Below are 13771 nucleotides of genomic sequence, written 5' to 3' on the forward strand. Positions count from 1 at the left end.
TTATCCGGGCTGATATTAATCGGGTAAGCAGCTTTCGCCAGCAAACAATGACGCGACGGTTTCGCGTTCACGGACGACAAATGCTTTATCGCCGTCGACCATAATCTCGGCGGCACGGCCACGGCTATTGTAGTTTGATGCCATGACAAACCCGTAAGCACCTGCCGACATTACCGCGAGCAGGTCTCCGGCAGCAATTTTCAATGGACGATCTTTGCCCAGAAAATCTCCGGTTTCGCAGACAGGGCCGACGAGGTCGTAGGTGCGCTCTGGCTCAGCGGAAGTCTCGGATACCGGAACAATGGCCTGCCATGCGCTGTAGAGGGCAGGACGGATCAGGTCGTTCATTGCGCCGTCGATGATGGCGAAGTTCTTGTGCTCGTTGAGCTTCAGGAACTCGACCTGAGTCAGGAAGACCCCGGCGTTCGCGGCAATAGAACGGCCCGGCTCAAAAATCAGTTTGAAGGTGCGATCGCCCAGACGCTCTTTTACCGCGGCAATGTACTCTGCCGGAGTAGCAGGCTGTTCATCCTGATAACGCACGCCGAGACCACCACCAAGGTCGAGGTGTTCGATGGTGATGCCACGCCCGCTGAGTTCGTCGACCAGTGCAAGAACGCGGTCGAGTGCATCAAGGAAGGGATCAATTTCAGTGAGCTGGCTGCCGATATGGCAATCGACGCCCTTTACGTCCAGGCCCGGGAGGCCTGCGGCTTTTTCGTAAATGCGTACGGCGTCGTTAATATCGATACCGAACTTGTTGTCTTTCAGGCCGGTAGAAATGTATGGGTGAGTCTGTGCATCAACATCAGGATTCACACGCAGGGATACCGGTGCTGTTTTTCCCAGTTCTGATGCTACGGCGCTCAGGCGCTCAAGCTCGGCTTCAGACTCAACGTTAAAACAGTGAACGCCCACTTCGAGCGCACGCTGCATTTCATGGGCTTGTTTGCCAACACCGGAGAAAACCACTTTCGAAGGATCACCGCCAGCCGCGATAACGCGCTCCAGTTCACCGATGCTGACGATATCAAAACCAGCGCCCAGTCGTGCCAGTGTGTTCAGAACCCCCAGATTAGAGTTTGTTTTGACCGCGAAGCATACCAGATGAGGCCACTCACCCAGAGCATCAGTATAGGCAAGGTAGGCTTGTTCGAAGGCACTGCGCGAGTAGACGTACAGAGGCGTGCCGTGTTCTTTAGCCAGTGCGGCCAGAGAGACGTTTTCGGCATGCAGGCTGCCGTTCTGGTATGAAAATGCTGACATGGGCTTACTGCTCTTGTTCTTGTTCGGAGTCTGGAAGATAGAGCGGACCTTTCTGACCACAGGCACTGATGCCAATTGCGAACAGCAATATCAGAGACACACAGGCGATGGTTTTCAGGTTCATAGCTACCTCCCACAGAATGCCACGCATTATACGGGCAATGGTGTGCTATGTCTGCGCCTGAGCGCGTCCTTTGCGGGCCGGGGAAGAGGGGGCGGATGACGGATGGTTTAACAGGTGCTCCAGCCGTTGCCTGAATTGCAGATGGCGGGTCAGGTGGCGGTTGTCATCGATAGTTATATCGCTTAACCAGACAGGTTGTGCATGGTCGTGGGCACGTGCAGCAATGACCGCTTGCCGTGCCTCCAGCAATAACTGAGTGCCTGACGTGGCTTGTGACAGCGTGACGCCATTGATGGATATTTCCAGAGCCGATTTGGTGCGCGATTGAGCGCTGACTTCAATGGTTGCAGGCTCACGGGCTTCTACGGGGATACGGCGACGTTCCGCACTGAAAGACAGGGTTTCGCCATCGAGCAGCAGTTCGCTCAGATACAGGGGCCAGCGCTCTTGTTGCAACTCATCAGCCCAGCGTTGATTCAGTCGACGGATGAATCTCAGTAAAGGCACCAGGGTTGAACGAATATCCGAGCCACTTTGCTCCTGATAATGCAGAGAGCCGTACTGGTCCATCACATAGAGGAAAACTTTACCTTTCTGGCGCCAGTACCAGACGTGCCATTGGTCGCCTTCGCCCTGTTCCAGAATCAGACGCAGCGGGCTGCTGGGCAGCGCATGACTGTCGAGGTGCCATCGGCGGAAGCGGGGGCGCGGACGAGCGAGGAGCTTTATCAGCGCTTTGAGATTCTCAGCGTGGTGACTGACGACCTCTCTGCGGCGGTATTCAATGAGATGGAAGCTGTCCCCTGTCTGGAGCAGATAAGGCGCAGGTTTAGTCTGTGACAGGTGATCAATCAGATCACTCAGCAATTTCTCCAGGCGCTTCTGAATCGCAACCGAACGCACCTGACAATGACAATGAATGTGCCATTCTGGCCAGGCCTGGGTATCCGCTTTACTGCGGAAATTGAGTACCTGCAGCATTGCCTCGTGCACGGTATCAGCGCCAGAGTAGTAACTGACCTGCCATTCTCCCCAGCTGGTGATGGTGAGAAGTTCAACCGACTGCACCAGATTCTCGCGACTCGAGCTGAAGCCCAGAGCATCGTCACGGTTGCTTATTTTCTGCATGCCTCGCCGTGACAGTGATTGCTGAGGATTAACGCCCGGATTGACGAACAAATGCCAGCGCAGAGGCGTCTGGTCACTGGTGAAGTCGATGCTCTTTTTGCCCGGCAAGGGGATCTCCATAATGTCCTGCAGCAGAGATCTGAGCTCATATTGCGTCACTGGGTTATGCGCCGGATACAGTGCGACATGGGAGTGACTGGTGAGCATGCCGTTACGCCGGGCAAATACCAGGGCCTCTATGATTGAAGGCGTTTGCATCAGTACGGCACTGTCGTCTCCCGGACGCCAGCTGCCCGGTATCAGTTGCCAGATGCCTTCTTTGAGATTGAGGGTGAGCTTTTCCTCTTCCATGTCGCTGCGGATTTTGGGGTTGATGTCGATGATCTTCCCCGGCTCGGCCCTGAACGCAGCAAATAGCTGATTGCCGAGCACTCTGAGGTCGCGTTCTTTAATGTGCAGGGATTGAGCGTGTTCCTGCGAGAAGGTCGCGAGCGCCCGGTAGCTGTTCAGCATCTGGGTCACCAGTGCATTGCGCTCATTCATGACCTTACGTGCTGGCCAGCTTTGGCGACTGTCCAGCTCATCCAGATAGGTGTAGGTCCATCCCCACTCTTTGATCTGCTCTTCAAGCGCTTTTACCCGGCGCTGTTGGCGCTGGTTACCGATCAGTCGCGTCAATTGAACGCCTGATTTGAAGTAGAAAGCCCTGCGCATAAGATCACGCAGATCGCCCTCATCTTCGCTCAGGTGAGACTCAAGCCGGTGCAGCATAAGAAGGTAGGGGTCGGTATTTAAGAGGTCGGCGTTCCCTTCCTGAACCTGTTTGCGGAAATCCCAGGCCAGAGGCCGGATGTCCGGGTATGCAGAGGCATATTCCCGGTTGAGCAGGAGTTTTAGTAGTGACTTATACGGGTTGGTGAGGCCTTTGTTGAGCTGCCATAGTCCGGCGCCAACGAACTCACCCGCAGGGATGGTTGGCAGGCTGCCGACGTCCAGCCAGTCGGCGACATCGATGAGATGGTTTTCTGTAAGTTTCGCCCAGTAGCTGTCGGCCTGATATTCCAGTGCTTCGGGCGTTAACCACCAGCGCGGGGTTTTTCCTGCGAGCCACAGGGCGCTGCGGTAGAATTCATCCAACAATAGCAGGTGTTGGCTGCTGCCGCAGTCCTCGCCATCGGCCGACTGGCTCTGACCGTCGCGGAAGTCTTTAAGGTTCATCAGAAAGAAGTGGACTTCCGTGCCTTGTGAGTCGGCCCACTTTTCAATGCGTGTGCACTTTTCCTGAAGAGCGCTGACCTGATGATCTGTCATCAATTCGTCGTGGCATAACCACACATCAAGGTCGCTGTTGCGGCTCTGGGCAACACTGCCAAGGCTACCCATGAGGAAGACGCCTTCAATGCAGCGTTGCCCCGGGTCTCTGGGGATCTGAGCACCACGGGCAAACTGGTGCAATGCTGAATGGTGCTCAAGTGTCGGAGTGTACCCTGTGATTCCGCACGGAGTGTGAGGCGCGACATAGCCGGGTAAGCGGGAACCGTTGCAGTGCAACAGAAGCGGCAGAACATCCAGCACGGCCTGCTGTCGGGGAGAGAGTTGTTCTCGCGCGGACGCCAGCTTCTGAGCGTTGAGGTCGAGAAAGTTCTGACGCCAGCGATTCAGAGTGCTCTGGTCCGGAATAGAGTTGGCCGGGTTCATCACTTACTGCACAAAGTGGGTGTGTGTTTCAGTATAGATGCCCCGGCGTTTTTCGCCGTTTTACCGTTTCTGTCAGAATCAGCTGATCCGGCAGCCCTCCAGAAACACCTGTGCGACTTTACCCGAGACAGTTCGGTTCAGCAGTGGGTGGTTGTGGCCCCCGGAGGCAATTTCTGACGCAGTGAGTGTGTACTCGTCTCGCGGGTCGTACAGGACGGCATTAAAATCCGCTCCTTCCGTCAGGGATTGTGACAGCCCGAGAACATTGGCCGGTGTTAGCGACAGAGCGCGCACGAGCTGTTCAATCGTTAACTCATCGCGAGCGACCAGCGTCATCGCTTGTGGCAGGAAGGCGTCATACTGGCTCATGCCCGGCTCAGCATCTGAAAATGGCGCTTTCTTAGCAGCAATTTCATGAGGGCTATGGTTTGAGCTAATGGCCAGTTCACCACGCGCTACGGCCTGTACCAATGCCTCACGGTCACGTTCACTGCGTAACGGTGGCTGTACATTGTACAAACTGTCGTAGCCTGTGACCGCTTCGTGGGTGTAGAGCAGGTTAGCTAGTGGTGTGTCTGCGGTAACGCGCAAACCGTTTTCCAGTGCCTGCTGCAGCATGCTAACACTGCGGCGGCAGGTAATCTGGCTGATATGAGCGCGTACACCGGTCTGCTCTACCAGGAGGAGAATCTGCGCGAGGGCGATGGTTTCTGCCGTTTCAGGTATCCCCGGCAAGCCCATACGGGTCGCCACAGGACCTTCATGCATGCAGCCGCCATCGGACAGGCTGAGATCATTAGCATTGAGGAAAAGGGGAATATCGTACGTTGCTGCGTATTCCATCAGGCGGCGCAGCACGTAACTGTTTTTGACCGGGCGGCGGGCGTTACTCATGGCGACCGCGCCAGCTTCTGACAATGTGTACATACTGGCCAGTTGCTCGCCGGCCAGATCCTGTGTCATAGCGCCCAGTGGCAGTACGCGGCTGAAACCGGCTTTGCTGGCTTTTTCCAGAATCAGTTTGACCACCGCGGAGGTGTCCGCGACGGGTTTAGTATCCGGCAAGCTGCAGATATGAGTGAAGCCACCGCGGGCGGCCGCTTCTGTTTCGCTGGCAATGCTGCCTTTCTGACTGTAACCAGGTTCTGGTAAGTGACCGCCAAGATCAATCAGACCGGGCATTAACCACTGACCCGTGGCATCGATCGTGTGTTCAATTTCACCGGCATCGGGTCTACGACCAAGTGTCGCAATGCGGCCATCAGCGACAAAGACATCGGTGATCTCATCTGTCTGGGTCTGAGGATTGATTACCCGCGCATTCGCAATATGCAGATATCTCATCAGGCAGGCTCCTCACTGTTCACGGGTGTTTGCTGGCCACTCATGGCCATCGCCATCACGGCCATACGAACGGCAATGCCGTAGCTGACCTGATTCAGGATGACGGACTGGTTGCCGTCGGCGACGGCGGATTCAATTTCAACACCGCGGTTGATCGGGCCCGGGTGCATGACGATGGCATCCGGCTTGGCAAATGCCAGTTTTTCTTTCGTCAGACCGTAGAGTTTGAAAAACTCACCTTCTGATGGCAGGAGTGCGTTCTGCATACGTTCTTTCTGCAAGCGCAGCATGATCACAACGTCGCAGTCGGCAAGGCCGGCTCTCATGTCGTAATAAGGAACAGAGCCCATGCTTTCGATATCCGACGGCAGAAGTGTTCCCGGACCAATGACCCTGACCTCTGCAGCCCCTAATGTGCGCAGCGCATGAATCTGCGAGCGTGCAACCCGGGAGTGCAGAATATCACCGACGATGGCGACGATTTTGCCCTCGATATCGCCTTTGTGGCGGCGGATGGTGAGCATATCAAGCATGGCCTGAGTCGGGTGCGCGTGGCGGCCGTCACCGGCATTGATAATGGCGACGTTTGGCGTTACCTGTTCGGCAATAAAATGCGCAGCCCCTGAGTCGGAGTGACGAACGACGAACATGTCGCTGTACATAGCCTCGAGGTTCCAGAGGGTGTCCATCAAGGTTTCACCCTTGGAAGTCGCCGAGCGTGCGATATCCAGATTAAGGATATCGGCGGACAGACGTTTTGCTGCCAGTTCAAACGTTGAACGGGTCCGGGTACTGTTTTCGAAAAACAGATTCACCACGGTTTTACCGCGGAGCAATGGAACGGTTTTTACGGCACGTTCCTGCGTACTGATAAAGGAATCGGCGGTATCCAGTATTTCTGTGAGTAGCTCGCGGCTCAGGCCTTCGGTCGTCAGAAAGTGCTTCAGGCGTCCGTCTTCGGTGAGCTGGACTGTGTTGGGATCAGTCATGTGGTGTTCCTGTTCAGGCCAGAGTCAGAACTAAGGGGCGCGGGCCGGTCAGCTTGACCAGCTGGCCATCGTTTAATGCCAGAGTTGCTCCGCAGAGATCTGGCTGAATCGGTAATTCGCGTCGGCCAATATCCAGCAGGCATACCAGGGTAATACTGGCTGGGCGGCCATAATCAAAAAGCTCATTCATGGCTGCGCGTATGGTGCGGCCGCTCATAATGACATCGTCGATAAGGATGATGTGTCGGTCTTCAATCGAATCCGGCAGCTCTGACCCCTGAACTTTCGGGTGCAGGCCGTGGCGGGTGAAGTCATCACGGTAGAAGCTGATGTCGAGCGAGGCGACATCGTCGCTACATTTCAGCGTGTCGTTGAGGCGCTCGGCTACCCAGACACCACCTGTTCGGATGCCAACCAGTAACGGATTATCGAGTTGGCGTTCGGTCATTAGCTCAGTGAGCTGCTCAGCAAGGTCCTGAGTGATTTGTTCTATATCCGGCAGATTCATCATTGCTCTCCTGCTTTCGGGTGTTCTGACATCCAGCTTTCCAGAATCAGGCAGGCAGCAAGGCCGTCTACCGAGTAATCACCGAAGTTCTGGTGTCCGGATTCTTCGATGACCATACCTTTTGCTTCGTAACTGGTCAGGCGCTCGTCCTGAGTGTACGAAGGGCGATGGAAACGCCCTTCCAGACGGCGGGAAAATTTTGCCGCTCTTCGACTCATTTCTGAAGGGGTGCCGTCCATATTCAGTGGCAGGCCAGTGACAAAGGCGTCAGGTTGCCATTCATTAATGATGCGTTCCAGCGCGTCCCAGTCGGGCACTCCGTCTTTTGCTTTGATGGGTTCGAGCGCATTGGCACTGTCGGTCAGGCGCTGGCCGATGGCAATGCCGATGCGGCGAGTGCCGAAATCGAACCCCATGACGGAAGTGATGCGATCAGGAATCTGAGGAGAATCAGGCATGGCCCGACTCGTCACTGAGAAATTCGGCGCTGACGCCCAGCTTGCTGAGTGCGACGTCGTATAAATCGCGCTGATCGAGACGGAACAGGAGGTCGGGGGTGGCTTCCAGGGTGAGCCAGGCATTCTCACGCAGTTCTTCGTCTAACTGACCGGCACTCCACCCAGCATAACCAAGGCCAAGACTATAATTCTGCGGGCCCGTGCCTTGAGCAATCGCGCGCAGAATATCCTGCGACGAGGTGAGGTGCGTTCGCTCTGTGATATTCATGGTAGCGCCCCAGTCCCCGGTTTCTTCGTGCAGGATAAATCCTTGCTCCGGACTGACTGGCCCGCCCTGAAGAATGGTGGGCGCGATATGGCTACGGCGATCAATGTCCAGCTGTTCACAGATATCACTGAACTCAATGCTGGAGGGTTTGTTGAGCACAAGGCCCATGGCGCCGTCGGCGTTGTGTTCGCACAGATAGGTCACCGTGCCACCAAACCAGGAGCCTTCAAGCCCCGGCATGGCTATTAACAGGTGGTTGCGAAGGCTGTTCAGTTCAAGCATCAGTTTGACCCCGACAGGTAGCGATCGCCGGTGAACTGCCAGGTACGGATGATTTCAAGGCGATCCATCTCGCGTCGCATTTCATTGGTGAACGGGGCGAACGGAGCAGCAAGTCGCACAATGCGGGTAGCGGCTTCATCGAGCACTCTGCGTCCTGAAGACTCCAGCACTGCAAGCTCGTGAATACTGCCATCAGGATTGATGGATACCAAAATCCGCAAGCGGCAATTGTCGTAGCAGTTTTCAGCTTCCTGAGGGTAGTTGATAGCGCCCATTCGCTCGATTTTCTGACGCCACAGGTTTACGTAGTAAGCGTCTGCGGCTTTCATTGTCGAAGCTGCGGTCAAACGGTGAATCCGTGGCATACGTGCATAGAGCTGTCGCTCGGTATCCAGTTTTGCCTGCAGGCTGGCGATTTCCAGGCTGCGTTCGAACAAGCTTTGCTGGGGCCCGTCTGGAATATCCGGAGCAGGCGTCTGTTGCTCTTCAACTTGCTGTTGTTGTTTCTTGGGGCTACGTGTCGTGGAGACAACCTGGGTGTGCAAACTGTCCTGGACACGCGGTGCCGTTGGCATCTGCTCTTCACGAACATTCTCGCGGATATCGTTGGCGTGGAAATCGGCCTCGACATCCGTGGTCTGCATTTCAGCTTCGTCCAGAGTGCCGCTGCCCTGCTGATTTTCCTGCGCCAGGAAGTCGGCATCCTCTGGGGCTTCTTCACTGCGGTAGCCCGCGAGTGTCACGTCCAGTGTGGAGCTGAAGGCCGGACTTTCTTCGGCACTGAAGCTGATGCCCAGTACAAGCATGGCGTGCACCATGAGCGCGACAAATATCGCGAACATCATGCGGTCGTTGCTTGATACGGTCTGGGCACTCATGGTCTGTCAGGGTCTCCGTCTTTGTGCGCGCAAGTCTGCTCTCACCTTCAGGAATTGTCCACACTGGAACGGCGGATTTCCAGTAGTGTATCGATCAGTTGTCCGGCGACGTCGATGCCGCTGTCGCGTGAAATCTCGCGAACACAGGTGGGGCTGGTGACGTTAATTTCTGTTAAGCAGTTACCAATGACGTCGAGGCCAACAAAATACAAGCCGCGTTTTTTAAGCTCTGGACCAACGATGCTGGCAATGCGACGATCATCCTCCGAGAGCTCTTGTGTTACACCACGGCCACCGGCAGCCAGATTACCACGGGTTTCTCCCTGGGCCGGAATACGCGCAAGACTGTAAGGAACCGGCTCGCCGTTAATCATCAGGATGCGCTTGTCTCCTGAGGTGATTTCAGGGATGAATTTCTGAGCCATGATCTGTTGGGTGCCATGCGCAGTCAGCGTCTCAATAATTACGCTGACGTTGGGGTCATCTTTTTTCAGGCGGAAAATGGAAGAGCCGCCCATGCCATCGAGAGGCTTGAATATGACGTCTTCATGTTCTTTGTGGAATGCTTTAAGCAGGTCTGCGCGGCGCGCAACAATAGTTGGCGACATTAACTCAGGGAAGGCTGTCGCAAATACTTTCTCGTTGCAGTCCCGCAGGCTCTGAGGGCGGTTGGCGACCAATACGCCTTCTTCCTCTGCGCGCTCCAGAATATAGGTGCTGTAGATGAACTCGCTATCAAAGGGCGGGTCTTTGCGCATGATAATGATGTCGAGCTCGGCCAGTGGGCGATCTTCGAACTCACCAAGGTCGGCCCAGTGCTCCGGATTCATAGCAACCTTCAACGGTGCCATGCGACCGTAGGAGCGGCCTTTCTGTATGGAGAGGTCAGGCTGCTCCATATACCAGAGTTCGCAGCCGCGCTCCTGTGCTGCATTTAACAACGCAAGTGAAGTGTCTTTCTTGAAGTGGATCTCCTGAATGGGATCCATGATTACGCCAAGTCTGATAGTCATTGCGTCTCCGCTGCGTGGTCAGCCGCCATTCTGGCGGGAATAATTAATCGTCGGATTGTAACGTATCCTATTTGGCTTTTTCAGCGTTTTGTCTGACCTTTGTCAGCGACAGTCTGTTGCATCAGGCAGGGTTCCCGGTATGCTCTCTAGCCTGGCCGGGCGGAGTGTGATACAAAAGCGAAGCGTCCCGGTGGCCCCGGGGAAACGACTGATTTTCTGTATTCTTTCTAAAGGACAGTCGGGGGCTCTTGCCGGTCTGAGGGTTGAGTCACAGAACTCTCTGGCCAATCAGAGTAAAACAACAACAGATAATTGGATGGTGAAAGGCCTGTCGTATGGACGATAATTTTCAAGATGTAAAGGTCATGGTGATTGACGACAGTAAGACGATTCGTCGTACTGCCGAAACCCTGCTGAAAAAAGTTGGTTGTGAAGTGATCACTGCCACAGACGGTTTCGATGCCCTGGCTAAAATCGCCGATACCGACCCGGATATTATTTTCGTCGATATCATGATGCCGCGCCTGGACGGCTATCAGACCTGTGCCCTGATTAAAAATAATTCCAAGTTCAAGTCTACCCCGGTCATCATGTTGTCGAGCAAAGACGGCCTGTTTGATAAAGCCAAAGGTCGCATCGTCGGGTCTGATGAATACCTGACCAAACCATTCAGTAAAGAAGAGCTGCTCGGTTCTATCCGTCAGCACGCGAAATAAGTAAGGGGTAAGTAGCATGGCGCGCATTCTTGTGGTGGATGACTCACCAACGGAAACCGAGGCTTTCCGGGCGGTGCTCGAGAAAAACGGCCACGAAGTGTTGAATGCAGAAAACGGAGCTGATGGTGTCGCTGTTGCTCGTCAGGAGCTTCCGGATCTTGTTTTGATGGATATTGTCATGCCTGGCCTGAACGGCTTTCAGGCAACTCGTCAGTTAACCAGAAGCCCTGAAACCAAGAATATTCCCGTTGTGATTGTGACTACCAAAGACCAGGAAACTGATCGGGTCTGGGGGAAGCGTCAGGGGGCTTCAGGTTATCTGGTTAAGCCCGTCTCTGAAAGCCGCCTGCTATCAGAGATCAACGCTTTGATCGGCTCAGAAGAAGGCTGAAGCCATGACACCATTTGCTCTGCTCATCGAGATGGAAAATCGCAGTCGACGCTTTGCGTCGCCACTGCCACAGCAGGTTGAAACCGTTTCGACCTGGCGCGGAATCGGATTTCTGCTGGGTAACGAGCAATACGTCGCCAACATGGCCGACGTAGTGGAAATTCTGCAGATGCCAAAAGTAACCCGGGTGCCCGGTGTGAAAAACTGGGTGCTTGGTATTGCCAACGTCCGTGGGCGCATGGTGTCTGTAATGGATCTTAATGGCCTGCTCGGTCAGCCATCACGTGGTAACTGGCGTAGTCAGCGCGTGCTGGTGATTGAGCAGGATGAATACCTTACCGGCCTGCTCGTAGATGCAGTGCTTGGTATGCAGAGTTTTCCGGTAGACCGGGAGGTACCTGTCCCTCAGGTGCCTGAAGCGCTCGCACCCTTTGTTGCGAAAGCTTTTGAACGCGATGGCAGGAATTGGCCAGTCATGGAATTTGGTGAGCTGTTGAGGTCACCTGAGTTTATGAATATCGCCGTATAAACACGGAACGGAAAATAATAACAATTTACTGGCCCGACGGGTCGGATCAGCATGCAGCGAGTTTGGAGAGGACGGCATGAGTGGAAACACAGTAAATCAGGGGAAAAAGAGTAACTTCAGTGCCATTGTACTGATGTTCGTTTTCCTGATCGGTTTCATTGGTATCACCATTGGGGTCAATATTTTGGCCACAAAGGATGAGCAGTATCTTGAGCACTCGGGCGAGCTGCGGGTTCTGTCTCAGGAGTTGGCGAAGAACGCGGTAGAGGCTGCTGGTGGTAAACCAGATGCATTTACCCAGCTGCGCCAGGCGCGCGATAACTTTGATAAGCGTTGGGGATATCTTGTCGCCGGTGATGATTCGAAGAGTCTGCCCCCTTCAGAAGATGCCTCGCAGTCGGGTGTTCAGGAAACCTGGAACAGTGTTCGTGAAGATGCTGACCAGATTATCCGCTCTGAGCAGATCGTACTTTCGGTTCACGAAGTAGCCGAGCTTCTATCTGAAACCATTCCTCAGTTGCAGGTTGAGTACGATGAGATCGTAGACATCCTGCTTGAAAGCGGCGCACCTGCCGATCAGGTTGCGGTTGCTCAGCGTCAGTCCTGGCTTGCAGAACGTATTGTACGCTCGGTAAACAAAGTACTGGCGGGTGGTGATGATGCCGTTATGGCCGCCGATGCTTTTGGTCGTGACGCCTCGCTGTTTGGTCGGGTACTGAACGGTATGATTCAGGGCAACATCGCCATGAACATTTCTCAGGTAACGAACGAAGAAGCAGTTTATGCACTGGCTGAAGTTGCTGAGCTGTTTGAATTCGTATCTGGTTCGGTGGACGAAATTCTGGAAACCTCTCCTGAACTCTTCCAGGTTCGTGAAGCCTCCGACAATATTTTCCAGAACTCTCGTGTTCTGCTTGAGCAGACATCGGTTCTGACCAATGAAATTCAGAACAATGCCGAAGAGCGGAACATGATTCAGCTTGGTGGTTATGTTCTTGCGTTTATTGCTCTCTTGTTTGCCTATATTTACTTCCGTACCGAGTCAAAGAGTGCTCGTGAGCGTGAGGAAGAAGCCCAGCTGCGGGAGCAGGATACCCGTCAGACTAACGAACAGAACCAGGTTGCGATTCTGCGTCTTCTTGACGAAATTGCTGACCTCGCAGACGGTGACCTGACAGCATCAGCGACGGTAACCGAAGACTTTACCGGTGCAATCGCCGACGCGATTAACTTCGCGATCGACCAGATGCGCGTACTGGTATCCTCGATTAATGATACTGCGGTACAGGTATCGTCGGCGGCTCAGGAAACTCAGGCGACGGCAATGCACCTCGCTGAAGCATCTGAACACCAGGCTCAGGAAATTGCCGGTGCGTCGGCAGCGATCAACGAAATGGCGGTGTCGATTGACCAGGTATCCGCCAACGCCTCTGAATCATCTGCGGTTGCGGAGCGGTCGGTTGCGATCGCGAACAAAGGCTCTGAGGTTGTACAGTCAACCATCAGTGGCATGGATAATATCCGTGAGCAGATTCAGGAAACATCTAAGCGTATTAAACGTCTGGGTGAATCCTCGCAGGAGATTGGTGACATCATCTCCCTGATTACCGACATTGCTGACCAGACCAATATTCTGTCTCTGAACGCGGCGATTCAGGCATCGATGGCGGGTGACGCCGGTCGGGGCTTCGCGGTTGTTGCTGACGAAGTACAGCGTCTGGCAGAACGTTCTGCCGCGGCGACCAAGCAGATTGAAGCGCTGGTTAAAACGATTCAGAACGACACCAACGAAGCAGTTATCTCGATGGAGCAGACGACCACCGAGGTGGTACGTGGTGCTCGTCTGGCACAGGATGCGGGTGTGGCGCTGGAAGAAATTGAAAGCGTATCGAATAACCTGGCAGAACTGATTCAGAACATCTCCAACGCGGCACGTCAGCAGGCGTCGTCTGCGGGTCATATTTCCAATACGATGAACGTCATTCAGGAAATTACGTCGCAGACTTCTGCGGGTACCACCGCGACTGCGAAGTCGATTGGTAATCTGGCGGAAATGGCGAATATGCTGCGTGAATCTGTGGCCGGCTTTAAGCTGCCAGAGACAGTGACTGACGCAGAATTTCATGAAGAAACCGAAGAAGAGCAGAGCACTCTCTGAGGGCTCTGACGCAACGGTCTG

General features: G+C 54.4%; 14 protein-coding genes. 4 read left to right on the forward strand and 10 right to left on the reverse strand.

Annotated elements, in window-relative coordinates; genetic code table 11:
* Nucleotides 1-15 precede the first annotated feature (15 nt).
* The 10 genes from lysA to gshB all read right to left on the reverse strand — a co-directional run bounded on the left by lysA (nt 16) and on the right by gshB (nt 9956).
* Complete coding sequence (gene lysA, locus AC5E51_RS08455; RefSeq protein WP_068442988.1) at nt 16-1266, reverse strand: diaminopimelate decarboxylase; 1251 nt, start codon at nt 1264-1266, stop codon at nt 16-18.
* A 4-nt stretch (nt 1267-1270) separates the two neighbouring features.
* On the reverse strand, nt 1271-1384 hold the full coding sequence (gene lptM / locus AC5E51_RS08460) for an LPS translocon maturation chaperone LptM (RefSeq protein ID WP_414716529.1): 114 nt from the start codon (nt 1382-1384) through the stop codon (nt 1271-1273).
* Between the two features lie 51 nt (nt 1385-1435).
* A complete protein-coding gene (locus AC5E51_RS08465) occupies nt 1436-4216 on the reverse strand; it encodes a class I adenylate cyclase domain-containing protein (protein WP_488046347.1) in 2781 nt (926 codons plus the stop codon).
* 78 nt (nt 4217-4294) lie between these two features.
* Complete coding sequence (locus AC5E51_RS08470; protein ID WP_488046346.1) at nt 4295-5560, reverse strand: dihydroorotase; 1266 nt, start codon at nt 5558-5560, stop codon at nt 4295-4297.
* Complete coding sequence (locus tag AC5E51_RS08475; protein ID WP_491778425.1) at nt 5560-6549, reverse strand: aspartate carbamoyltransferase catalytic subunit; 990 nt, start codon at nt 6547-6549, stop codon at nt 5560-5562. The genes AC5E51_RS08470 and AC5E51_RS08475 overlap by 1 nt, the downstream gene beginning before the upstream one ends.
* A gap of 13 nt (nt 6550-6562) precedes the next feature.
* Nucleotides 6563-7057, reverse strand: a complete 495-nt coding sequence (gene pyrR, locus AC5E51_RS08480; protein ID WP_491778431.1) for a bifunctional pyr operon transcriptional regulator/uracil phosphoribosyltransferase PyrR — start codon at nt 7055-7057, stop codon at nt 6563-6565.
* Nucleotides 7057-7515, reverse strand: a complete 459-nt coding sequence (gene ruvX, locus AC5E51_RS08485; protein WP_068442969.1) for a Holliday junction resolvase RuvX — start codon at nt 7513-7515, stop codon at nt 7057-7059. The genes pyrR and ruvX overlap by 1 nt, the downstream gene beginning before the upstream one ends.
* Nucleotides 7508-8065, reverse strand: a complete 558-nt coding sequence (locus AC5E51_RS08490) for a YqgE/AlgH family protein (RefSeq protein WP_491778426.1) — start codon at nt 8063-8065, stop codon at nt 7508-7510. Before AC5E51_RS08490 ends, ruvX begins: the two co-directional genes overlap by 8 nt.
* Nucleotides 8065-8943, reverse strand: coding sequence for an energy transducer TonB (locus AC5E51_RS08495; protein WP_076516791.1), 879 nt, complete (start codon nt 8941-8943; stop codon nt 8065-8067). The genes AC5E51_RS08490 and AC5E51_RS08495 overlap by 1 nt, the downstream gene beginning before the upstream one ends.
* Before the next feature lie 47 nt (nt 8944-8990).
* Nucleotides 8991-9956: a glutathione synthase gene (gshB, locus tag AC5E51_RS08500; RefSeq protein ID WP_488074634.1), complete on the reverse strand. Its 966-nt coding sequence runs from the start codon at nt 9954-9956 to the stop codon at nt 8991-8993.
* 335 nt (nt 9957-10291) lie between these two features.
* Here gshB and pilG point away from each other — a divergent pair, with 335 nt between their 5' ends.
* From pilG to AC5E51_RS08520, 4 genes are all read left to right on the forward strand, one after another.
* Nucleotides 10292-10672, forward strand: coding sequence for a twitching motility response regulator PilG (gene pilG, locus AC5E51_RS08505; RefSeq protein ID WP_068442958.1), 381 nt, complete (start codon nt 10292-10294; stop codon nt 10670-10672).
* 16 nt (nt 10673-10688) lie between these two features.
* Nucleotides 10689-11063 carry a twitching motility response regulator PilH gene (gene pilH, locus AC5E51_RS08510; RefSeq protein ID WP_068442955.1) on the forward strand — a complete coding sequence of 125 codons (375 nt, stop codon included), beginning with the start codon at nt 10689-10691 and terminating at the stop codon, nt 11061-11063.
* A gap of 4 nt (nt 11064-11067) precedes the next feature.
* Nucleotides 11068-11592 carry a chemotaxis protein CheW gene (locus AC5E51_RS08515; protein ID WP_273088813.1) on the forward strand — a complete coding sequence of 175 codons (525 nt, stop codon included), beginning with the start codon at nt 11068-11070 and terminating at the stop codon, nt 11590-11592.
* A gap of 76 nt (nt 11593-11668) precedes the next feature.
* A complete protein-coding gene (locus tag AC5E51_RS08520) occupies nt 11669-13750 on the forward strand; it encodes a methyl-accepting chemotaxis protein (RefSeq protein ID WP_414716210.1) in 2082 nt (693 codons plus the stop codon).
* Nucleotides 13751-13771 lie beyond the last annotated feature (21 nt).

The sequence above is a fragment of the Thalassolituus sp. genome (assembly GCF_984348125.1).